Origin of the sequence: Rhodococcus wratislaviensis, assembly GCF_041228765.1 — a bacterium.
GTDB lineage: Bacteria > Actinomycetota > Actinomycetes > Mycobacteriales > Mycobacteriaceae > Rhodococcus_F > Rhodococcus_F wratislaviensis.
In genome coordinates this window covers 4,570,250-4,591,021 of sequence record NZ_CP150488.1, presented here as the reverse complement: position 1 = coordinate 4,591,021, position 20,772 = coordinate 4,570,250, and the positions used below count along the sequence as shown (strand labels likewise).

The window sequence follows — 20,772 nt, the reverse complement described above, 5'->3', positions numbered from 1 at the left end:
TATCGGGTTGTGGTCGTCTATTTACGGGAATCTGACTGCCAGCCACGCGCCGATGTCTCCGGCGGCGAGGCTGGCACCGGTGGGTGCGCGGTCGCGGATCGGTCCGCCGAAGTGAGTGCCGGCGACACGGACGTGGGTTTTGTCCGTCGAGCCGAGTGCATCGCACATCGTCTTGGCATCGTCGGGGAAGCAGGCTTGGTCTCCGGTGAGTTCGACGAAGAGTGTCGGTGCGGTCACCGTCGGGGCGCAGCGCAGGAAGTCGGCGTTGCTGCTGAGCCCGGACCAGGTCGACAACCAGGCGTCCGGCGTGGCAAAGCGGCCGAAGCCGACGAGTCCGTAGTTGGTCAGGTCGGGTCGGCGGCCGAACAGCGACCCGTAAGGGCGTTCGTTCGGGTTCAGCGACAGATCGACGAACCGCAGGTCCGCGTCGGTGCGGTAGACGGTGAGGACGCGGGGTGCGAGGGCAGCGCGGCGATCCGCTGGATCGGCGGTGCTCGTGTACCGCCGGCGCGCGTCGGAGGCTTCGTCGATACGTTGCCGGGCGATGGTGTCGAGGCGGGCGATGCGGTCGTGCTGCGCCTGGCGGTAGCGGGTGATGAATTCGGGTGAGTAGGAGGAACTGTGGGGTGGTTCGGCGAATCCGTTGGCGGGATCGAACGGGTTCAGGTCCGAATCCGTTGAGAGCGGGTCGGACTCGTCGACGACCGATGGGTCGATCAGCCGCAGCAGCAGTGCGCCCTGACCGGGGTGCGGTGCCATGAATATCGCCGCGTCGGGCCGGGGCATCTCGGTCCCTGCGAGATCGATGGGTCTGCCCGCGGGGGTATGGGTCAGCCGCTCCCCCGACGGCAAACCGGCTTGCTGGTGGTAGAACGCGAAGAGGGTCCCGCCACCGGAATGGCCGAGGGCGACAACGTGGTCGAAACCCCTCTCCCGCAGGAATACTTGCCCGGCCGCGACATCCAGCAAGGCCTGCTCGTGCACCAGTGCGATGTCATTGTTGACCGATCGGGTGCCCTGCGTCCACACCGCGTACCCGCGGGCGAGCAGTTCGGGCACCAGCACGTGGTGAGTCAGATCCTGGCGCGGGTGCGTCAGCGCGACGACGGTGTGCGCGCCGGGCACCGTCCGCAGGACACCGGAGACCTTCGCGCCATCCGCGGTGGCGAGTTCGTGTACCGACGTGACGGTGGCGTCGGGGGCCTGCGCGGCGTCGATGTACCGTCCGGCGCCGAGCCGTTGGGTGCTCTCGCTCATTGCGGCTCGACTCGCATGGCGTCCTTGTCCCACTGTGTAATGCGGGACTGCGCCAATCCTGCGACGCTGCTGTACCAGACGGCGTGGCGGCAGCCGGTGGCGCGGCGGTCGATGACGATGGCCGAGTCGGAGACGATTCGGAAATAGGGTCCGACGTGGTCGACGGTGACCGCCGGGTTGCGACCGGCCACCTCGGCGACAGCCGTGTTCTCCGGGACGTCGAGGATGAACAGGATCGTCATCGTGTCACCATCTCCTTCGATTCCTGCTCCTGCTGCCAGGCCGCTGCCCGTTCGGTGATCAGATCGGCTTTGCGGGTGAGCAGCGCGGCCATGCTGGGGTCCGGGCCGGTCACGACGTCGACGAGGGCGTCGATGGTCAGGTTGGCGTCGAGGTCTTCCTGCGGGGTGACCGGGCGCAGCGCCCGGGTAATTTCGATCATGTAGCCGTTGGGGTCGTGGGTGTAGATCGACTCGATCGTCTCGTGCTGGATCTGCATCTCCACCGGCCACGAGCTGTGATCCAAGCGCCGCCGGTATTCCATCAGGTCGTCTTCGCTGTCCACGTGGATTGCCAGATGGCGGGAGCGGATGAAGAAGATCGGGACGTCCTCCGCGAACCGGGAGTAGGAGTCGCCCTGCGGGCCGCCATCGAACGGTTCGAGGCCGAAGTAGTAGAAGAAGGCCAATCGGTCGTCGTTGCCGATATCGAAGAAGAAATGGATGAAGTCGGGGTGTTTCTCCGGGCCCCAGCCGGCCGCGCAGATCGAGTGCACCACCGGGAACCCGAGAACGTCGCGGTAGAACGTGACGGTCGCGGCGGGGTCGAATGTCGGGTAGGCGACGTGGTCGACGCCTTTGACTGTGTGCTGCAGGTCGGACATGGTGAACTCCAATGGATTCGAGGCTACTGAACAGCGGTGGCCGGAGCATCGGCACGCAGCAGACCGCCGGCTCCGGGAATGTCGACCGCAAGGTCGAGCGCCCGCAGCAGGCTGTAGGCGCCGGCGGTGGCGGCCGAGAGGACGGGCAGCCCGAACTCGTCTTCGGCCGATTGGACGAGGTCGAGTGAGGGCATCTGCACACACGCGGAGATCACCAACGCGTCGGCTCCGGCACGGTCGAGTGATCGGGCGGCGTCCATGACCCGGTGGCCTGGGATGCAGCCGACCTCCGCGTTGTCGGCGACTTCGAGGGCTCGCCAGTCCACTACCTGAATTCCTTCGGCCTCGATGTACGCGACGACCTGCTCGGCGAGGGGACGCACGTAGGGGGTGACCAGGACGATCCGTTCGGCGTGGATGGCATGGAGCGCTTCGACGAGTGCGCCCGCGCTCGAGCGGATCGCCGCTTCCGAACCGCCGGTGGCCAGTTGCTCGGCAATCAGCCCCTCCACCCGCTGATGCTCTCCGGGCCCCACCGACATCAGGGCGACCAGGCACGCGTAGAGGATGGCGTCTACCCCGGCATCACCGAGTTCGAGGATGCACCGCTCGCGTTGGGCGTTCATCGCCCGTAGCTGTTCCGGGGACACGGACTGCATCCGCATCCGGCTCGAATGAAACGAGAACCGCGCGTGCGCATGCCGGTTGAGCAGTGCCGGCATTTCCGTCTCGACGGTCACATTCGAACTCGGTACGACGAGTCCGATGCGATGAATGCCCATGTTGTGGCCCTTCTGATGTGGAGTCGGACGTAGATTTACGCCTATGACGAGTATTCGACGCTGATGATGATTCGTCAAGCCCCGAGTGGCGCGGGTGTGGGTTCGTCATAACTTCCTCACATCCGTGACGGCACTCACAGTTGGCTCTTGACATGTCATCATTCACGTCGAATACTCGACACAGACGTAAGGAGTGTTCGAGGATGACCTCACACCGCCCCCTGAATTTCCCCCCAGCACGAAGGAGCGCAGCTGCAATGGCATATGTGATCGGAGTGGACGTCGGTGGCACGTTCACCGACGCGGTATTGGACGACGATGCCGGCACTATTCTCGCTGCGAAGGCCCCCTCGACACCGCCGGACTACTCCCGCGGCGTGATCGATGTCCTCGAGGTCCTCGCCGGGCAATTGGGCTGCCCGATCGAGGAAATGCTGGCGAACACCCACCACATCGCACACGGCACCACGTCGTCGCTCAACGCGCTCGTCATGGGCAACGTGCCCCCGGTCGGCTTTCTCACCACCAAGGGTCACCGCGACTCCATCTACATCATGAATGTCGAGGGCCGATACCTGGGTGGCTCACCGGAGCAGTTGCAAAATGTCATGGGGCAGAGCAAATCTCATGGCCTGATACCGAAGAAGCATGCCCTGGAAGTAACCGAACGACTCGACCGCGACGGCAACGTCGTCGTCGCACTCGACGAAGAATCCGCCCGTCGAGCCATCCGCACGCTTCTCGCCGACGGCATCACCGCGATCGCGGTCTCACTGCTGTGGTCGTTCCGCAACCCGACGCATGAACAGCGCATCCGTGAGCTCGTCCACGAGATCGACCCGACGGTGTTCGTGTCCCTGTCGAGTGAGGTGAGCCCGCGCATCCGCGAATTTGCCCGCAACGCGACGACCATCATGAGCACCCAGATCGGGCCCGGGCTGCGTGACTACCTCGGTTCACTGGAGTCGAAGCTGCGGGAACGCACACTCGCCGGACCCCTGCTGGTGATGCAAAGCAACGGCGGTGCCGTCGCAGCCGCCGAGGCACCGAAGAACGCGATCAGCACCGTCGGTTCGGTGCTGACCGGTGGCGTGGTCGGTGCGGTGTCCCTCGGCAAGCAACTCGGCCACCGCAACATCATTGCCACCGACGTGGGCGGCACCACCTTCCTCGTCGGCCTCGTCGTCGACGGCGAACCCGTCCGGGCGTCCAGCACCATCATCAACCACCACCCGATCAACGTCCCCACCCTCGAGGTGCACGCCATCGGATCCGGCGGCGGCGCCATCGCCTGGGTCGACCCCGGCGGCAATCTGCAGATCGGCCCGCACAGCGCCCAGGCCGTCCCCGGCCCGGCCTGCTACGGCCAGGGCGGCACCGAACCGACCAACGCCGATGCGAATCTGGTGCTCGGAATCCTGCCCGAACGCGGACTCCTCGGCGGCCGTAAGCCGCTGGACAAGGACCTCGCACGGGATGCGATCCGCACCAGGATCGCCGAGCCCCTCGGGCTGTCGGTCGAAGACGCGGCCGCGGCGATCTACGCCGTACAGAACGCCCAGACCGGTGACCTGCTGCGCAAGACGGTGGTCGAGGCGGGACACGACCCCCGCGACTTCGTGCTCTACGCCTTCGGCGGTGCCGGCCCAGCCCACTGCGCCGCCTACGCCCGAGAGGTCGGCGTCAAGGAAGTCATCGTCCCGCTCGGGCAGGTGGCCTCGGCGTTCTCCGCCTACGGATTGGCCTCGTCCAACATCGTCCTCGCCGCTGAACTGTCCGACCCGGCCGCCATGCCGCTCGATCCTGCCCGTGCCGAGCGCAACTTCGCCCAACTCGAGTCCCAGGTTCTCGAGCAACTCAACCGGCAGGGGCTGACGTTCACCGGGGTGGAGATCGAACGCGAAATCGACATGCGTTACACCATGCAACTCGCGGAGGTAGCGACAGCGGTGCCTTCCGGCAGCCTCGACGCTGCCGGTATCCACGCTGCGTCGGATCTCTTCGAGCAGCGGTACGCCGAACTCTACGGAAAAGACAGCGGCTTCCGTGAGGCCGGAATCCAGGCCATCACCTACCGTGTGCGGGCCACCGGCCTCCTGCCGTTCTCCCCCACGCTGCCGGAGGTCAAGTCCGCGGACTCCGCCGATCCCACACCAGCACATATCGGAACCCGAAAAGTGTGCCTGGACGGCAGGATCGGCTACGTCGACACCGACGTCTACGACTACAGCCAGCTGCTCGCCGGACACGTCCTGCACGGGCCGGCCATCATCGAAGTCCCCACGACCACCGTCGTCGTTCCCCACGACACCACCGGCACCGTCGACCGCCTCGGCAACCTCACCATCGTCGCCCAGTAGGAGCACCGAAGATGACCATGCAAATCCCCGGCTCCGAAATCTTCTCGAGCCGACCCATCGATCCCGACGCACTCGCGCGATCGCTGCCCCCGACGCTGGCAGTCCACACCGTCAGCCAGGAGCACATCGACAACCTCGACCCACTGACCTACGAAGTCATCCGGCACCGGCTGTGGTCGGTCACCGACGAAATGGGCGAAGCACTCAAACGCATGTCCGGCTCCCCCATCGTCACCGACGCCAACGACTTCGACTTCGCGATCAGCGACGAAATCGGGCAGGAAGTGCAGGTCGGGCTGTACAACACCATGCTCGTCGGCGCCGTCGACCTCGCCATCTACTGGACGCTCCAGCACCGCGCGACCAACCCGGGCATCACCGAGGGCGACATGTTCCTGTGCAACGACCCCTGGGTCGGCGGCGGCCTGCACCAGAGCGACGTGATCGTCTACCAACCAATCTTCCACGAGGGCAAGCTCTTCGCCTGGACCAGCGCCATCTGTCACGAACCCGACCTCGGCGGATCTGGGCTCGGCTCGTTCGACCCCTCCGCAAAGGACGTGTTCTCCGAGTCCCTGCCGACACCCCCCATCAAGGTGGTCCGCGACTACGAGCTGCAACGCGACGTCTCCGACGCCTGGGTGCGGCGCTCGCGGGTGCCGATGCTCGTCGGACTCGATCTCCGCGCGAAGATCGGCGCCAACACGGTGGGCCGCAACCGACTGCTCGCGGTGATCGAGCAGTATGGCGCCGACACCGTCAAGGCCGTGATGAAGAGGATGATGGCCGACGCCGAGGGACGTCTGCGCGGCAAGCTCACCTCGCTGCCCGACGGAACCTGGAAGGCCACCGGCTACCAGGATCAGTCACACACCGGCGACCGCGGAATCCACAAGATCACCGTGGCCATGACCAAGGCCGCCGACCACCTCACCTTCGACTTCACCGGCACCGATCCGCAGACCGGCGTCATCAACTGCACTTACGCGGGCATGCGCGGCGGAGTCATGCTCGCCCTGCTTCCGATCCTCGCCGGCGACATCCCCTGGTCCGCGGGCGGGCTGATGCGCTGCTTCGACCTGGTATCCGAAGAAGGCACGATCAACAACGCCACCTTCCCCGCCGCGGTCAGCCGCGGACCGATCGGCCCCGCCTGGCTCACCGGCACCCTGATCGCCGAATGCCTGTCGCAGATGCTCGACCGGTCGGTCGATCTCGGCACAAGCGTGCAGGCCGCGTGCTGCGGCACCTGGGACACCGCCGTGATCGCCGGTCTCGACGAACGCCCCGAACAGTCGGTGCCGTTCCTCAACATCATGATGGAGCCGATGGCCGGCGGCTACGGGGCCCGCCCCACCGCCGACGGCATGGACACCGGTGGCCTCTTCTGCATCCCGATGGGCCGCATCCCGGACACCGAAATGACCGAATTCCTCTACCCGCTGCTCACCCTGTGGCGCCGCGAGGAACCCGACTCCGGCGGACCCGGACGCCAGCGCGGTGGCGTCAGTGCCTCCATCGCCATCACCCCGTACGGCACCAGCCTGCCGATGGGCCTGGTACTGGCGTCGGCGGGCAAGGCCGTCGCCCAGAACAACGGTCTCGCAGGCGGATACCCCGGCAATACCGGCGTCGAGGTCCTCGCGCGCGGCACCGACATCGTCGAACAGTTCGCGGCCGGGCGCATCCCCGACGACCTCGACGATCTGGGCGGCGGCCGTGAACTCGGAGCCTGCTACGCCGAGAGCTACGTGGCACCCGGTGAGGTGCTGTACATGCACTGGCAGGGCGGCGGCGGCTACGGTGATCCGTTGCTGCGCGACCCGGCCGCCGTGGCAGCCGACTTCCGCGAAGGCAAGGTCACCGAAAACGGTGCCGAGACCGTCTATGGAGTCATCCTCTCCGGCGGAGGCGCCGATGAGATCCGGACCTCGGATCGGCGGGACGAGATGCGCACGGAGCGCCGAGACCGCTCCGGCACTACTCGGTCCGATGCCCCCGTGCTCGACCTGGCCGGGGCTCGCAGACTCGACGACAACCTGGCGGAGGTCACGATCGGGGACACCCGCGCAATCGCCTGCGCCCAGTGCGGACGCCTCCTCGGAGACGACAAGACCAATGCTGCGCTGGACCTCGCCCGGTTCGAAGGTCCCTCCTCGACCGCCGGACCACAGGTGACCTCCGATCCGCGCGAGTACGTCGACGCCCCCGTCGTCTTCCGGCAGCTGTGCTGCCCCGGTTGCTGGACCGCCATCTACTCCGGCATCGTCCCCGCCGATCACCCCGATCACGCCCTGGACATCGCCCGCCTCCTCCCCGCGGTAGCGGAGCGATAATGTCGGCGAAACCTTCGATGACACTGGAACCAGGAGGGCGGCGGTGACCTTCTCGGATTGGGGCGGACGCCTCGTCACGTTCCCCGCCGACCGGGCCAGGCATTACCGCGAAAGCGGGATGTGGAGCGCCGATCCCACCGGCCGGCGACTGCACCAGATCGCCACCCGGTGCCCGGATCGAACGGCGGTGATCAGCGCGGAGGGCTCGATGAGCTTCGCCGAACTGGACCGGCGGACCGACCAGATCGCGGCCGGACTGGTTCGGCTCGGGCTCGAGCGACTCGATCCGGTCATATTCCAGCTGACCAATCGCCTGGAGACCGTCCTTGCCTGGTACGGCTGCCTCAAGGCCGGCCTGGTTCCCGTCGCGACTCTGGCCGCGCACCGCATGCACGAGATCGGGCACGTCAGCCGGAAGGTCGGCGCTGTGGGGCACATCGTCGAGGCCCGCACCGCGGGATTCGATCTCGTGGAGTTCGCACGCGAACACGCCGCCGGGCATCCCAGCATCCGGCACATCATCAGCGTCGGCGACGAGGCGGGTGAGACTCAGCCGGGCGTGACCCGACTGGAAGACATCGGCCCCGAGACCGATCCTGCCGCGGCCCGCGCCGTGGTCGAACAGATCGAAGCGCAGATCGACCCACTCGATGTCGTCGCGTTCCAGCTGTCCGGCGGTACCACCGGTGTGCCCAAGGTGATTCCGCGCATCCATGCCGAATACTGGAACAACGCCCTGCTCTACGCGCGGCGGCTCGGCTGGGACGAACACAGTCGCGTGGCACACCTGATACCGATCATTCACAACGCCGGAATCTCGTGTGGGCTGCACGCAGCGCATTCCGTCGGCGCCTGCCTGGTCCTCGCCACCGCTGACGCTCCCACGGCATTCGAGTTGATGGCACGGACGGAGGCGACCGAAGTCCTCATCGGGCACGGCCACTACCAGGCAGTTCTGACCCCCGACTTCGACAAGGCCCGCGCATCTCTCCGACGGGTCGTACTGTCGGGTGCCAAAGTCCCACCCGAACTGTTCGAACGAGCCGACGACGGTGCGGGGCATTGGGCAGGCCAGCTGTTCGGCATGTCCGAAGGGCTGTTCACGGTGACCCCGCTCGACTCCTCCACGCACGCTCGCCTGACGACCGTGGGAACCCCGATCGCACCCGACGACGAAATTCGCATCCTCGAGCCGGGTACCGAGAACGAACTCCCTGACGGCGACGTCGGAGAACTGTGCTGCCGCGGCCCGTACACGATCCCCGGCTACTTCGACGCCCCGGTCCACAACCAGGATGCCTTCACCTCCGACGGCTTCTACCGCACCGGCGATCTCGCCGCGATCACCGTCATCGACGGCACGCGGTACCTGTCGATCGAGGGCCGAATCAAGGACCTCATCAACAGGGGCGGAGAGAAGATCAACGCCGAGGAACTCGAACTACTCTTGCTCGAGCACCCCTGCATCGCCGACGCGGCGGTAGTCGCCATGCCCGATCCCCGACTCGGGGAGAAAACCTGCGCATATCTGGTGGCCACCGACGGAGAACCATTGTCGATGAACGCCATTCAAGACCATCTGGCGCAGCTCGGTGTCGCGAAGTTCAAGTGGCCCGAACGGCTCGAATGGGTGCCGACCTTGCCGCACACCAATGTGAACAAAATCGACAAGAAGCGGTTGCGTACCGAGATAGCTGCGAAACTGCTCGCCGAAGCCGACGCACGCGGCGCGGTCGTGTAGATAACCCCGTCGACCGGTTCTGTTGAAGATCAACACCTTCGGGGCATGTCCACACGGGCATGCCCCGAAGACGATCACTCGCCACACGACCTCGGCTGCACGCATCACATTGACTGTTCGACAGCAACGTAGAATACTCGACTTAAACGTCACAAAGACTGAAGGGTTTTGCCATGAATCTCGAGCGAGTCGCAGTTCTCGGAGGTGGACCCGGCGGCCTCTATGCCGCGAGACTGCTCAAACTCAGCCATCCGGACGCCGAGGTGACCGTGTACGAACAGAGCGCCCCGGACAAGACATTCGGATTCGGCGTCGGCCTCGCATCCCGCACACAGCGCAATCTTCGCGAGGCCGATTCGGCATCGCTCGAGGCCATCGTTGCCGCCGCACACCCGCACGACATGTCGATGCAGGTCGGCGGGCACATCGCCCACCTACCGAACGGGGACCTCCTCGCGATCGCGCGCACCTCCCTGCTCGAAGTACTGCAGCAACAAGCCCGACAGGCCGGCGTCCGACTGCACTTCGGCGAACGCCGGGACATCGCCGGCCTCGACGCGGACCTGATCATCGCGGCCGACGGCATCAACAGCGGGACACGCGCACAGTTCGCAGACCGCTTCGATCCACATATCGAGACCGGCTCCGGCCTGTACCTCTGGTGCGGAACCGATTTCGCTCTTCCGAGCGCACTATTCACACCGGTGACCACCGAGCACGGCACGTTCGTGGCGCACGCCTACCCGTACGGACCACACCGCAGCACCTTCCTCATCGAAACCGACGAGGACACGTGGCGACGGGCAGGATTCGATGTTTCCACCGAGCAGACAGCGCCGCTCGACAGCGACGAAACGTCACTGCACTACCTGCAGGAGGCGTTCGCCGACACCCTTCAGCACCACCCGCTGGTCGGTAACCGCACCCGCTGGATGCGCTTCCGAACCATCTCGTGTGGGCACTGGCACAGCGGCAATGTCGTACTACTCGGCGACGCCGCCCACACCGCGCACTACTCCATCGGCTCGGGCACCAAGCTCGCCATGGAGGACGCCATCGCACTCGACCACGCACTCACCGCCTCCCCGAACCTCGAGGAAGCGCTCGCGCACTACGAGCGAACTCGCCGCCCCGCCGTCGAATACCTTCAGCACATCGCGCACCGCAGCGAACTCTGGTGGGAGTCCTTCCCGCAGCGGATGAACCTACCGGTCGAACAGCTTCTGATCGCCTACATGACCCGCGCCGGAAAGGTCAGTCTCAGCCGATTCCACGACACCGCGCCCATGCTTGTGAGGAAAGGCCTGTCGAGCTACGCGGACCTGCCGGCCGACGCGATCCCCGGCACAGACATCACGGACTGGATACTCGGGCAACCACTCGACCACGGTGACCGCCGATTCGAGCACCGGATCGCACCGGCGGACCTGCGGGGCGCCACCACCACTACAGTGCTCGACATCGACTTCGACTCCGCCTGGGGCCCGGAGGCCACCGCACTCATCGAGACCGCGCCAACCGCACGAACTCTCTGGCTCACCGGCCCATCTACCCGCTCATCGCTGCTCAGCAGGCTCGATTTCGCCGAACGTCTCGGTCACGACACAGATGCAGTCGTCGTCGTCGAGGCCCCCACATCCTGCCGCGCAGATGTCGCGGCAGGTTTGGCCAGCGTACGGATGCACCTCGCGTTCTTCACTGATCCGGCGACGCCGGACGCTGATCCGGCGTCGTCCGCGTCGCGGGTCTTGACATGAGTGCGCGACCAGTGGTCGGCGCCCGTTATCCTTCGGACATGACAAGCGAGGAGGCCGCGAAAGAGCGCCGACCCCGAGGCCGGGGCAAATCCCGTTCTACCGATCAGGCTGCGACCGAGAGCGCGGGCATCCGCAGCAACCCTCGCCGTGAGCTCGTGGAAAAGCAGATCATCGAGCAAGCCACTCGGCTGTTTGCCGAAAGAGGATTCGCGAGCACCACGCTGCAGGACATCGCCGACGCAACCGGCCTGACGCGGCCGGCCCTCTATCACTACGTGGCCAACAAGGACGAACTCCTCTCCCGCCTGGTCAGCGAGAGCACAGAGACACCGGCCGCGTTGCTGCATACCATCAACGAGCGCACCGATCTGGGTCCGACGGAAAAGCTCCGCGAGATGGCCACCGCCATCGCATTGCATCAGGCGCAGGCTCCAGATCGATTCCGGTTGATCATCCGATCGGAAGCCGAATTACCCGAAGACATCTCACGCAACTACGAGCAGAGCCGCCGACACGTGCTGAAGGAATTCATCCGCGTCGTCGAAGACGGCATCCGCACCGGCGAGATGCGACCGGTCGATCCGCGCACCGCGGCTTTGGCCGTCATCGGCATGCTCAACTGGATCGCCTGGTGGCATCAGCCGGGAAACGCGGACGACGACCGAGTCATCGCCACTCAACTCGCAGACATGGCAGTACGCTCGTTGGTCCACCAGGACCCGCAGTCGGCACCCCCGGAAGGTCCCGCACGAGCGATCGCCATGATCCGCCAGGACCTGAACTACCTCGAACGGCTGCTCGACGAATCACACCCCGACTGACTGCGCTCGGCAGCAATGGCCCTGATTCTGGCGGATCTCACCCGCGGCGCAGTGCCAGCACAGGGATCGTCCGGATGCCCGCCGTCTTTTCCGCGTATTCGGCAAAGCCGGGATACCGGCTCCCCTGCTCGGCGTAGATCCGATCCCGATCGTCACCGGTCACCTCGACGACACTCACCGGGTACTGCTCGGTGCCGCGTTCGATCTCTGCCTTGCCCGCGGTGACGAGGTTGTAGTACCAGTCGGGGTTGGTCGGGGCACCGGCCTTGGAAGCAAAGACGTAGATCGTGTCCGGATCTTCCTCGTCCAGTAGATACATCATCGGGCTCACCCGGTCCTGCCCGGTCTTACGGCCCCGGTGGTGAACCAGCACCACCGGGGCGCCCTCGAATGGGCCACCCACTCGGCCCTGGTTTGCCCTGAATTCTGCGATGATGTCCGCGTTCCAGTCGTTGGCGGTGCTCATCCTCCGAATTCTCCCAGCCGGGCGCAGGAACGGTCGGCATTTCAGGCCGACGTCGCCGTCTCGTGTCGTACTCGTTCCCCTGCTGACCGCTGTGGCGACCAGTGCGGTACCACCAATCCGACGCCACGCACATGCACGCGCCAGTCGCCACCAGGCCCTCGAGGAAAATCAGTCCTGCTTGGGAACCCAGTGGTCGGTTGCGAGCTCGTAACTCTGTTTGAGCTCCCCGTACGCCGCTCGTTGGGCCTCCTCGCCCTCGCCGTACCGCCGGACGGCCATCTCGTGGGCCGCCGCGAAGGCTGCCTGCACCTCCTTCGACGATCGCCGCAGTGTCTGTGGGAGCTCGGTTCGGTTCACCGCTCCACTCCTTCTCGGTCGTGGCCGTGATGTACCCCTCGATTGTCCGCCCGGTTCCACCGTGGCGGTACCGGGTTGACCGGGTTTTCCGCATCTACCTGCCAACGGTGTAGACCAGGGAAACACCTGGCACCGGGCACCGGTATGGGTAACAATGGCCTCGAGAAACACGCAGCAACGCCAAATTCATTCTCGCCGAAGGGAAGTCCGTACCGGAGGAGACTCGATGCCCGTTTCGCCACACACATCCTTACAGCACGTCCAGGATCGCACCACCGACCTACGCCGATGGTTGGATACCGGCGACAACACCGCCGCCCTGACGGCGTATCTCCGCGACGAACCCGTCGACCACCGGTGGCTCACCACCTACAAACGACTCACGCACGACCTGTTGAGGGCGGTCGACCACGCCTGTCCGCCCAGGGCGCCGCACCAAACGCCGACCTCGGACGTCGGCCGTCATCCGGACCGTCGATGAACGACGACCAACGCCGGGCACTCGAGCACGTACGCGACACCTGCGCCATGCTGCACAGCTTCCTGACCACCTACCCGAGCAACCGACCCCCCGAACGGGTCCGATCCGCCACCTTCGCGCAGCTCACCGACGACCTCCTCGACGCCGTTACCGCAGCACAGAACGCCGGCGTCCCCGAACAACGCATCTTCGACAGCATGTGACAACCATCCGCTGACCCCGCCCATAGCCGAGGCCCATACCGGGTCGAAGTTCGGCGCTCTAGCTGGTGCCGAGGGCGGCATACGCATCGCCGGATGCGATTCCGGCTCGCATTCCGATTGCGCCGGCCTCCCCCCGATTGGCGACGTCGAGCTTCTTGAGCACGGCCGCGACGTGAAACTTGATCGTGCTCTGGCTGATCCCGAGTTCCTCGGCGATGGCGCGATTGCGTTTGCCCACCGCGAGGTGCGCAAGGACTTCGAGCTCGCGGGGGTTCAGGGTGGACAGAAGATGCTCGTCGGGACGCGCGGTGGGCGGGTCCAACGGAATGGTCAGCGTCACCCGACTCCCCCACCCGGCGATGGACTCGATGTCGATCCGGCCGCGCAACGTGCGCAGGCGTCCGGACAGTTGCCGAGTCAGCGCGTTGCGGTCGATGGCGCCCGGCCCCTGGTCGCGGACCTCGATCAGGACATTGTCACCGTCGCAGTCCCACGCGATCCGCAGCCGGGTCAGCACCGGTTGCGCGCCGAAGGCCAGCACGATGGCGCGGACCATCGCGCGTGCCGCATGCGCCACCTCACCAGGAAGCGGACGGCCGTCGGCCGGCGGGTCGACGTAGTCGACGTCGACCTCCCGATGCCGCAACAGAGGTCGCAATTCGCCCTGCAGCCTGGCGAATGCCGTGGTCACCGCTTCCTCGGACAGGGCGCGATCAGCGGCACCCGCCGACCGCAGCGCGATCAGAGCGGCCGACGCCGTTTCGCTCGCGGTGATGCGGGACCGCCGGTCGTCGAGGTCGTTCGACCGCAGGGTTCCCAGGATCGACGACAGGGTCGCCTCGTGCACCTCCGTCAGTTCCGCGATGGTGCGGGCGCGTTCACTCGACGCGGCCCGGGACTCGGCGAGATAGTCGGGGCTGGCCTGCGCCACCTGTTGCTGGATGGAGGTCGCGACGATCCCGAACATTGCCGCGATCTCATCGGGGTCGGGTGCGCCCGTCCGAGATGGCCGCGGGACCAGGACGAGCAGGGTGTCGCCGGTGTCGCGGATCGCCCAGACTCGGCGGCGTCCACCTCCCAGCGAACGGATTCCGGCGAAGACACCACCGGGTTCGATGGATTGTTTGATCTCGTCGAGTTCGTCGATGGTCACCCGGTCGACGATCTCCCGGTTTCCGGCGACCTTTCGGGGGCGTCCGGTGCACTCACGGGTGAAGATCACCAGAGCATCGTGCGACCACCACTGGCCCAGGAACCGGGAGAAGCGGGCCGCGATGTCCGGGAGCGGTCCCGTGATCACCTTACGCATCTCCACCCAGGCGTCAACCTGCAACCGAACAGTGTGCTCCGCGCTTACCACGCATTCACCGTATTGCCAGGCACGGCGCAACGGCACTGGCCAAGCGGCCAGCCCGAACCCGCCGACCGACCGGGTGCCGCACCGCACCGCAGTCGGCAGCCTTGTTCTCACACCCAGAACGGCTATCACCGAGGAGGACCATGACCGTCACCGTCGAGCAGACACGCACACGGTTCAGTGACGGGCGCCGCATCGTGCTCGACGAGAACGAGCGCCTACTCAATTCCGTCGCCGCAGAGCAGTGGGACCGCGCCGGCTCGCTCATCACCACCGCGCGGGCAGTGTTCGTGATCGGCAACGGGCGCAGCGGCCTGGCCGTCCAGATGGCCGCGATGCGACTGATGCACCTCGGCCTGCGCGTCCACGTGGCCGGCGAGGTCACCGCCCCCGCCATCGGCGCCGGGGATGTACTGATTGCCGTGTCGGGGTCGGGCACCACCGCCTCGGTCGTCGGCGCGGCCGATACCGCGAACAAGGTGGGTGCCTCGGTTCTGGCAGTCACGACTTCCGCGGACTCGCCGATCGCCCGGCGCGCCGACGAGGTCCTGGTCCTGCCGGCGGCCGACAAGCAGGACCACAGCGCCGCCATCACCGCCCAGTACGCGGGCAGCCTGTTCGAACAGTCCGTGCTCCTCGCCTTCGACGCACTGTTCCAGGCGCTGTGGCGCAACGAAGACCAGACCGCCGAGCGGCTGTGGGAACGCCACGCCAACATCGGCTGACCACGAATCCCACCAGAAGATAACCAGGAGATACACATGACGAAGCTGCAGGTTGCAGTCGATCTGCTCACCACCGCCGACGCGCTGGCCCTGACCAACAAGGTGGCCCCGTACGTCGACATCATCGAACTCGGCACCCCCCTGATCAAGAGCGCCGGCCTCAGCGCCATCACCGCGATCAAGGCCGCCCACCCGGACAAGGAGGTCTTCGCCGACCTCAAGACCGCCGACGCCGGCTTCCTCGAGGCAGATCTGGCCTTCTCCGCCGGAGCAGACCTGGTCACCGTCCTCGGCGCCGCCGGCGATGCCACCATCAAGGGCGCCGTCGAGGCAGGCAAGAAGCACGGCAAGAAGGTCGTCGCCGACCTCATCGGCGTCGAGAACCGTGTCGAGCGCGCCCGCGAGATCTCCAAGCTCGGTGTCGCGTTCGTCGAGATCCACGCCGGACTCGACGAGCAGGCCCAGCCCGGGTACTCCATCCAGACCCTCCTCGACGACGGCAAGATCGCCGGTGTCCCGTTCTCCGTCGCCGGTGGCGTGAAGGTCGACACCATCGCCGCCGTCCGTGACGCAGGCGCGGAGGTCGCGGTCGCCGGTGGCGCCATCTACAGCGCCGAGGACCCCGCTGCGGCCGCGAAGGCGCTCGAGGAGGCACTGGCCAAGTAGCACGCGATCGCTGGGTGAAGGCCCTGAACACCACCAGTTCAGGGCCTTCACCCATTCGCATGACCCCATTTCGCCCGCATTCTTCTATCGTCGTTCGCTCATGGTCCGGTCCCGGTGCAGATAACGGAAAGGGGTTCTCCGCCGGCAATAAATGGCGGAGAACCCCGTGAGCGGTTGTGGCCGAGCGGTTACGTGGAGGTCGGTTCGAAGTGAAGGATCTGTACTCCCCCGGTGGCGAAGTGGGGTACATCAGCCTGAGCGGCCGCACCCTCGGGGGACGCGAGAGCCGCAAACATTTCCTCTGCGGAATCGAAATCCGCCTCGAAGATCGCGGCGAACGGTGTAGGTCCCTCCGCTGCCGCAATGTCTACCGTGTGGCGGATCGCGCGGACGCCCGGGAGCTTGCGGGCAATCGGCAGGTGGGTGTCCCGGTAGTACGCGCGGAAGGCGTCGTGGTCGTCAGGTCGGCCGTAGAGGACCATCAGGGTGTGCATTGTGTTCCTCTTCTCAGAACAGTGGTCAGGGCTGGACGGAATCGAGGGCGAAGCCATAGTGCGGTCACGGTCGATCGTCGGGCGCGGGGTTCTGAGCGGGATCCCACTGGACCAGGAGGCGCTCAGGTCCCCGGAAGGAGGTGTTCGGCGAGTACGTCCACTCCTGACTCTCCACCAGATTCAGGTGCGGAAGGCGCTTGGTGGTCTCCTCGAGCATCACTCGCATCTCCATCCGGGCCAGAGCCTGCCCCAGGCAGAGGTGGATGCCCCATCCGAACGCCACATGCTCGTCGGCGTTCTGGCGGGTGATGTCGAAGCGGTCGCCGTCGTCGAACACGGCGTCGTCGTGGTTGGCCGATCCGGTGAGCACGAGGATGCGTTCACCGGCGGCGATGTCGAAGCCACCGATCGTCACCGGTCGGGTGGTCACTCGCCGCCAGGCCGGCACCGAGGACGCGTAGCGCAGGATCTCCTCGACGGCGTTCGGGATGAGTGAGGGATCGTTGCAGAGCAACTTCCACTGATCACGGTTCTCGAGCAACACCTTGAAACCGTTCGCGGTTGCGTTCGTCGTGGTTTCGTGGGATGCGTAGAGGTGACTCTGCATGATCGAGGCAAGGTACGTCTTGTCCCAGACGTCGTCGTTACCGGCCTTCTGCCATGCCTTGATCGCATTGCTCATGTAGTCGTCGCCGGGATTCGCAATCAACCGCTCGAGGTGTTCGCGGGCGTACTGGAGGTAGGCGGCGAACTCGCCCGCCAACTCCACCTGCTGCTCATCGGTCGGGCGCCCCCAGATCCACAGCGCGAAGCGGGACGCGTAGCCGCGGGCGCGTTCGACCTCGGCCTCCGGTACTCCCATCAGCACGAACGCCGTCAGGGCCGGCACCTGGAACGTCATGTCCGCGACCATGTCTGCATTGCCGGTCTTGACCATCGCGTCGAGGCAGTTGCCGACGAAGCGGCGGGTTATCGGCTCGATCTCGGCAACCCTGTCGTCAGCGACGCCCTTGCGAAGCACACGACGCCGCTTGGTGTGCAGCGGTGCGTCCTCGTCGACGAGCATCGTCGAGGGCACGAAATCGACGGCTGCGAGTTTCTCCATCGCGGCCGGGCAGGGCGGTTTGATCAGCTCACCGGCTGCGGTGGCACTGTACGACTCGGTGTCCCTGAAGATGGCGACGACATCCTCGTATCGGCTCACCACCCAGTACCCGATCTCGGGACTGTAGAAGACCGGTTCCTCGTTGCGGGCGCGGGTGAACACGGCGTACGGGTCCTGCAGGTATTGCTCGTCGAACGGATTGAACTCCGCCGCGAACTGGCTCACCGGGCACTTGCCCGGCGACGCTGCCGAAACATGCGGCGCGGAGGTGGTTTCAGTCATGTCGATTCTCCTATGAGTGGACGGGTGTGGTGGCACGCCGACTGCGACGAACCAGGGAGTGTGTGGGGTCGTGTGTGTCCGTCAGAGATCGAGGACGAGCCGTCCGGAGCGGGCGCGTGAGCAACAGATCATCATGACGTCGTTTTCTGCCTGCTCGTCCTCGTCGAGGATCTGATCGCGATGGTCGACTTCGCCCTCGAGGACCGCTGTCTCGCAGGAACCGCAGACGCCTTCGGCGCAACTGTTCGATGCCTTGATGCCACACGCGAGGACGGCGTCGAGGATGGTCTGGTCGGGCGCGACGGTCAGCGTCTTGCCCGACCTCGTGAGTTCGACTTCGAAGGCCATCTCGGCGTCAGGGTCGAGTTCGACGGCAGTTCCGGAGAAGTGTTCGACGTGCAGCTGTTTCGACATACCGAGCTCGGCGCAGCGGGCAGTGACCGCGTCGAGGAGGCGTTGCGGTCCGCAGCTGTAGATGTGCACCCCAGGACCGAGGTGCGCTCCGAGGAGATCGTCGACATTCATGCGGGCGCCTTCACTGGACACGCACAACTGAACATTGTCCTGATCGCCGAGTTGATCGGCGAATGCCATATTCCTGCGGGACCGGCCGGCGTAGATCAGCCGATGTGGGCGTTGCCGTGACGTGGCGGCCCCCATCATCGGAAGTATCGGCGTGATCCCGATACCGCCGGCGATGAACAGGTACTCTTCGGCGGACTCGAGTGGAAAATTGTTCCGCGGATGCGATGTGGTGAGCGTTGCGCCCTTCTTGATCTCGTCGTGGATGTATTGCGATCCACCCCGGCTGTTCGGATCGCGCAGAATCGCGACCTCGTAACGAGATCGATCACCGGGATCGCTGTGCAGCGAATACTGCCTGACCATGTCGCCGGCTAGGTGAATGTCGATGTGCGCGCCTGCTTCCCATTCGGGAAGGTCCTCTCCAGCGCTATCGATCAAACTCAGCGTGAGCACGTCGTCACATTCGCGGCGGACCTCATCCACGATCAGATGCAGAACTGGTGTCGTATCGGATGCGACGGTGGACATACGAGCCTCCATGGCTTGGGAAGCGGGAAAGTCTGCTAACAGAGCGACTTTCAGTTCAGGGACCGAGGCTGTCACTGCCGATGGCAGTTGTGTTCGGCCTCACTGACGACGTTACGAAGTTGCCTGCGCCATATCTATCCCCACAGCGGCGCGGACTGTCCACTCAGCGACAGCGATATGCGCACCGGAGCAGACATTGCCGGTGGCATGCTCGACCCATGCGATAACCACCCCAGCAGAGCGCCGCGGGCCGACACCCCGATGTCCGCTGCTCCTCGGAGGCGTCGTGCGGACCGCTCCGCTGACTACTGCACGCAATGCCGTGCCATTGCGGTGAGGCGTGGAGGTGATCGGTCGGTCAGCGCCGTTCGGCGGGTGCTGGTCGGGCTGGTTTCCCACTACCCTTACCGACGAATCTACGCACCCGACCAGTCCTATCTATCCCGAAAGCGGACGACACCATCCATCCAGCGCCCATTCTCGACGCGGACCACATCATCATTGTGGTGGCGCCGGACGAGAAGCCGCGTGCGGCTCGTCAGCCGTACCGCAAGGTCCGCGAAGGACTGACCCCGTACATTTGCCGGTAATCCCGCGAGAATCGCCCATAGTGATAGAACCCCCACCGTGCCGCGACGCCGGCGACCGTCTCGGCGTCATGGCGCCCACAGACCAGATCCTCATGGGCCCTTTTCATTCGGACGCCGCGGAGATACTCCATCGGAGTCGCATCCATGAACTCGCGGAATCCGCGCTGGAGTGCGCGCACACTCAACCCGACCTCCCGGGCAATATCCGCCGGTGTCAGCGGCAACGCCGCGTGTGCATTGATGAACTCGACGGCATGGCGAATCGTGGCCGGTGCGGTCAACGCCGCAGGAGTCGCCAGATCATCCGCATACTGATGCTCGGTCAAAGACAGCAGCCCCACGACGATCGAGTATGCCAACGGCTCGGCCAGCATCGGGTTCACCATCATCGACCCGATGATCTGGCTCTGGTATGTGTTCAGAACAAGTGTGCGCCAAGCACTTCCATCGACACCAGTCAGATCGAGTCCACCGTGGATCCGGACCGGCCCGCAGACCTGCCGACCCAGCAGATCCTGCAGCGCAGTGTGTACGGCCACACGATCCAGCTTCATCGCAAACATGTTCAGCCGACTGTTCGGCGGAGTCAGGATCCGAGCATCGGAACCGGTCTGATAGACCACCGCACTGTTCTCTTCGACAACGGTGTGCTCACCATTCGACTCCGACAGGAGTCTACCCGACAACGGGATGTTCACGTGATAGCCCTCGATCGAGGGGCAGAAGAGGTCGCTGTTGCTGTTGTAGCGGATTTGGCCCGCAACCAACGGACCGGTCGCTACCGCTTTCAGATCCGCTTCGAACCGGGACACCGGCGCAACCCGCGTGAGTTCGTGAGGATGGAACACCTGGCCCACGCCTGCGGTCGCCTCCTCGACGTCTCCGCTGTGCAAGAGGATCGGCACGGATGGCCGGCCACTGCCCCGAGAGCTGTACGACGCGGTCATTTCTTCCGATCGCCTTTCCGTGGTCAGCAAGGTCGCCCGACGATCACGAGCCAAAGGCACTCCTCCCACACCATTCGACATGCGCACACCTGACCGAACAGCGCCCCGG

General features: G+C 65.5%; 20 protein-coding genes. 9 read left to right on the top strand and 11 right to left on the bottom strand.

The features are described 5' to 3' along the window. Positions 1–21: 21 nt before the first annotated feature. Genes WKC72_RS21200 through WKC72_RS21185 form a run of 4 tightly spaced genes read right to left on the bottom strand, consistent with a single transcriptional unit; the run spans position 22 to position 2,922 of the window. Positions 22–1,257, bottom strand: a complete 1,236-nt coding sequence (locus WKC72_RS21200; RefSeq protein WP_370178951.1) for an alpha/beta hydrolase — start codon at positions 1,255–1,257, stop codon at positions 22–24. Further along, on the bottom strand, positions 1,254–1,499 hold the full coding sequence (locus tag WKC72_RS21195; RefSeq protein WP_370178949.1) for a hypothetical protein: 246 nt from the start codon (positions 1,497–1,499) through the stop codon (positions 1,254–1,256). The genes WKC72_RS21200 and WKC72_RS21195 overlap by 4 nt, the downstream gene beginning before the upstream one ends. After that, positions 1,496–2,140 (bottom strand): VOC family protein, encoded by a 645-nt coding sequence (locus WKC72_RS21190; protein WP_370178946.1) that lies wholly within the window; start codon positions 2,138–2,140, stop codon positions 1,496–1,498. Before WKC72_RS21190 ends, WKC72_RS21195 begins: the two co-directional genes overlap by 4 nt. Before the next feature lie 23 nt (positions 2,141–2,163). Next, complete coding sequence (locus WKC72_RS21185) at positions 2,164–2,922, bottom strand: maleate cis-trans isomerase (RefSeq protein ID WP_370178944.1); 759 nt, start codon at positions 2,920–2,922, stop codon at positions 2,164–2,166. A gap of 257 nt (positions 2,923–3,179) precedes the next feature. Between WKC72_RS21185 and WKC72_RS21180 the strand changes: the two genes are divergently transcribed. The 5 genes from WKC72_RS21180 to WKC72_RS21160 all read left to right on the top strand — a co-directional run bounded on the left by WKC72_RS21180 (position 3,180) and on the right by WKC72_RS21160 (position 11,937). After that, positions 3,180–5,282 carry a hydantoinase/oxoprolinase family protein gene (locus tag WKC72_RS21180; RefSeq protein ID WP_370178942.1) on the top strand — a complete coding sequence of 701 codons (2,103 nt, stop codon included), beginning with the start codon at positions 3,180–3,182 and terminating at the stop codon, positions 5,280–5,282. Between the two features lie 11 nt (positions 5,283–5,293). Beyond that, positions 5,294–7,618 (top strand): hydantoinase B/oxoprolinase family protein, encoded by a 2,325-nt coding sequence (locus tag WKC72_RS21175; protein WP_370178940.1) that lies wholly within the window; start codon positions 5,294–5,296, stop codon positions 7,616–7,618. A 43-nt stretch (positions 7,619–7,661) separates the two neighbouring features. Next, on the top strand, positions 7,662–9,359 hold the full coding sequence (locus WKC72_RS21170; RefSeq protein ID WP_370178938.1) for a (2,3-dihydroxybenzoyl)adenylate synthase: 1,698 nt from the start codon (positions 7,662–7,664) through the stop codon (positions 9,357–9,359). Between the two features lie 173 nt (positions 9,360–9,532). Then, complete coding sequence (locus tag WKC72_RS21165) at positions 9,533–11,116, top strand: FAD-dependent monooxygenase (protein WP_112298376.1); 1,584 nt, start codon at positions 9,533–9,535, stop codon at positions 11,114–11,116. Beyond that, positions 11,113–11,937, top strand: coding sequence for a TetR/AcrR family transcriptional regulator (locus WKC72_RS21160; protein ID WP_112298377.1), 825 nt, complete (start codon positions 11,113–11,115; stop codon positions 11,935–11,937). The genes WKC72_RS21165 and WKC72_RS21160 overlap by 4 nt, the downstream gene beginning before the upstream one ends. A 37-nt stretch (positions 11,938–11,974) precedes the next feature. Here WKC72_RS21160 and WKC72_RS21155 read toward each other — a convergent pair whose 3' ends face one another. Both WKC72_RS21155 and WKC72_RS21150 read right to left on the bottom strand, forming a co-directional pair. After that, complete coding sequence (locus tag WKC72_RS21155) at positions 11,975–12,403, bottom strand: nitroreductase/quinone reductase family protein (RefSeq protein ID WP_112298378.1); 429 nt, start codon at positions 12,401–12,403, stop codon at positions 11,975–11,977. A 168-nt stretch (positions 12,404–12,571) separates the two neighbouring features. Then, positions 12,572–12,760, bottom strand: a complete 189-nt coding sequence (locus tag WKC72_RS21150) for a ChaB family protein (RefSeq protein WP_009473096.1) — start codon at positions 12,758–12,760, stop codon at positions 12,572–12,574. Positions 12,761–12,986: 226 nt separating this feature from the next. Between WKC72_RS21150 and WKC72_RS21145 the strand changes: the two genes are divergently transcribed. Beyond that, complete coding sequence (locus WKC72_RS21145) at positions 12,987–13,241, top strand: hypothetical protein (protein WP_235214329.1); 255 nt, start codon at positions 12,987–12,989, stop codon at positions 13,239–13,241. Continuing rightward, complete coding sequence (locus tag WKC72_RS21140; protein ID WP_037231813.1) at positions 13,238–13,444, top strand: hypothetical protein; 207 nt, start codon at positions 13,238–13,240, stop codon at positions 13,442–13,444. Before WKC72_RS21145 ends, WKC72_RS21140 begins: the two co-directional genes overlap by 4 nt. A 58-nt stretch (positions 13,445–13,502) precedes the next feature. Here the strand turns inward: WKC72_RS21140 and WKC72_RS21135 are convergent, their stop codons facing one another. Beyond that, positions 13,503–14,753, bottom strand: a complete 1,251-nt coding sequence (locus tag WKC72_RS21135; protein ID WP_112298849.1) for a LuxR C-terminal-related transcriptional regulator — start codon at positions 14,751–14,753, stop codon at positions 13,503–13,505. Positions 14,754–14,944: 191 nt separating this feature from the next. On the opposite strand from WKC72_RS21135, the gene hxlB reads away from it, so the two are divergent. Together hxlB and hxlA are read left to right on the top strand one after the other, a co-directional pair. Then, complete coding sequence (gene hxlB / locus WKC72_RS21130) at positions 14,945–15,526, top strand: 6-phospho-3-hexuloisomerase (RefSeq protein ID WP_370178932.1); 582 nt, start codon at positions 14,945–14,947, stop codon at positions 15,524–15,526. A gap of 36 nt (positions 15,527–15,562) precedes the next feature. Beyond that, positions 15,563–16,192, top strand: coding sequence for a 3-hexulose-6-phosphate synthase (gene hxlA / locus WKC72_RS21125; RefSeq protein WP_037231807.1), 630 nt, complete (start codon positions 15,563–15,565; stop codon positions 16,190–16,192). A 188-nt stretch (positions 16,193–16,380) separates the two neighbouring features. Here hxlA and WKC72_RS21120 read toward each other — a convergent pair whose 3' ends face one another. From WKC72_RS21120 to WKC72_RS21105, 4 genes are all read right to left on the bottom strand, one after another. After that, entirely contained in the window at positions 16,381–16,686 is a 306-nt protein-coding gene (locus WKC72_RS21120; RefSeq protein WP_037231804.1) for an EthD family reductase, read from the bottom strand. 64 nt (positions 16,687–16,750) lie between these two features. Beyond that, the gene (locus WKC72_RS21115; RefSeq protein ID WP_370178929.1) at positions 16,751–18,073 is read right to left on the bottom strand and encodes a cytochrome P450; all 1,323 of its coding nucleotides are present in this window, start codon (positions 18,071–18,073) and stop codon (positions 16,751–16,753) included. 81 nt (positions 18,074–18,154) lie between these two features. Then, positions 18,155–19,126 (bottom strand): 2Fe-2S iron-sulfur cluster-binding protein, encoded by a 972-nt coding sequence (locus WKC72_RS21110; RefSeq protein ID WP_370178927.1) that lies wholly within the window; start codon positions 19,124–19,126, stop codon positions 18,155–18,157. Positions 19,127–19,664: 538 nt separating this feature from the next. Continuing rightward, positions 19,665–20,744 (bottom strand): AraC family transcriptional regulator, encoded by a 1,080-nt coding sequence (locus WKC72_RS21105; protein WP_370178925.1) that lies wholly within the window; start codon positions 20,742–20,744, stop codon positions 19,665–19,667. Positions 20,745–20,772 lie beyond the last annotated feature (28 nt).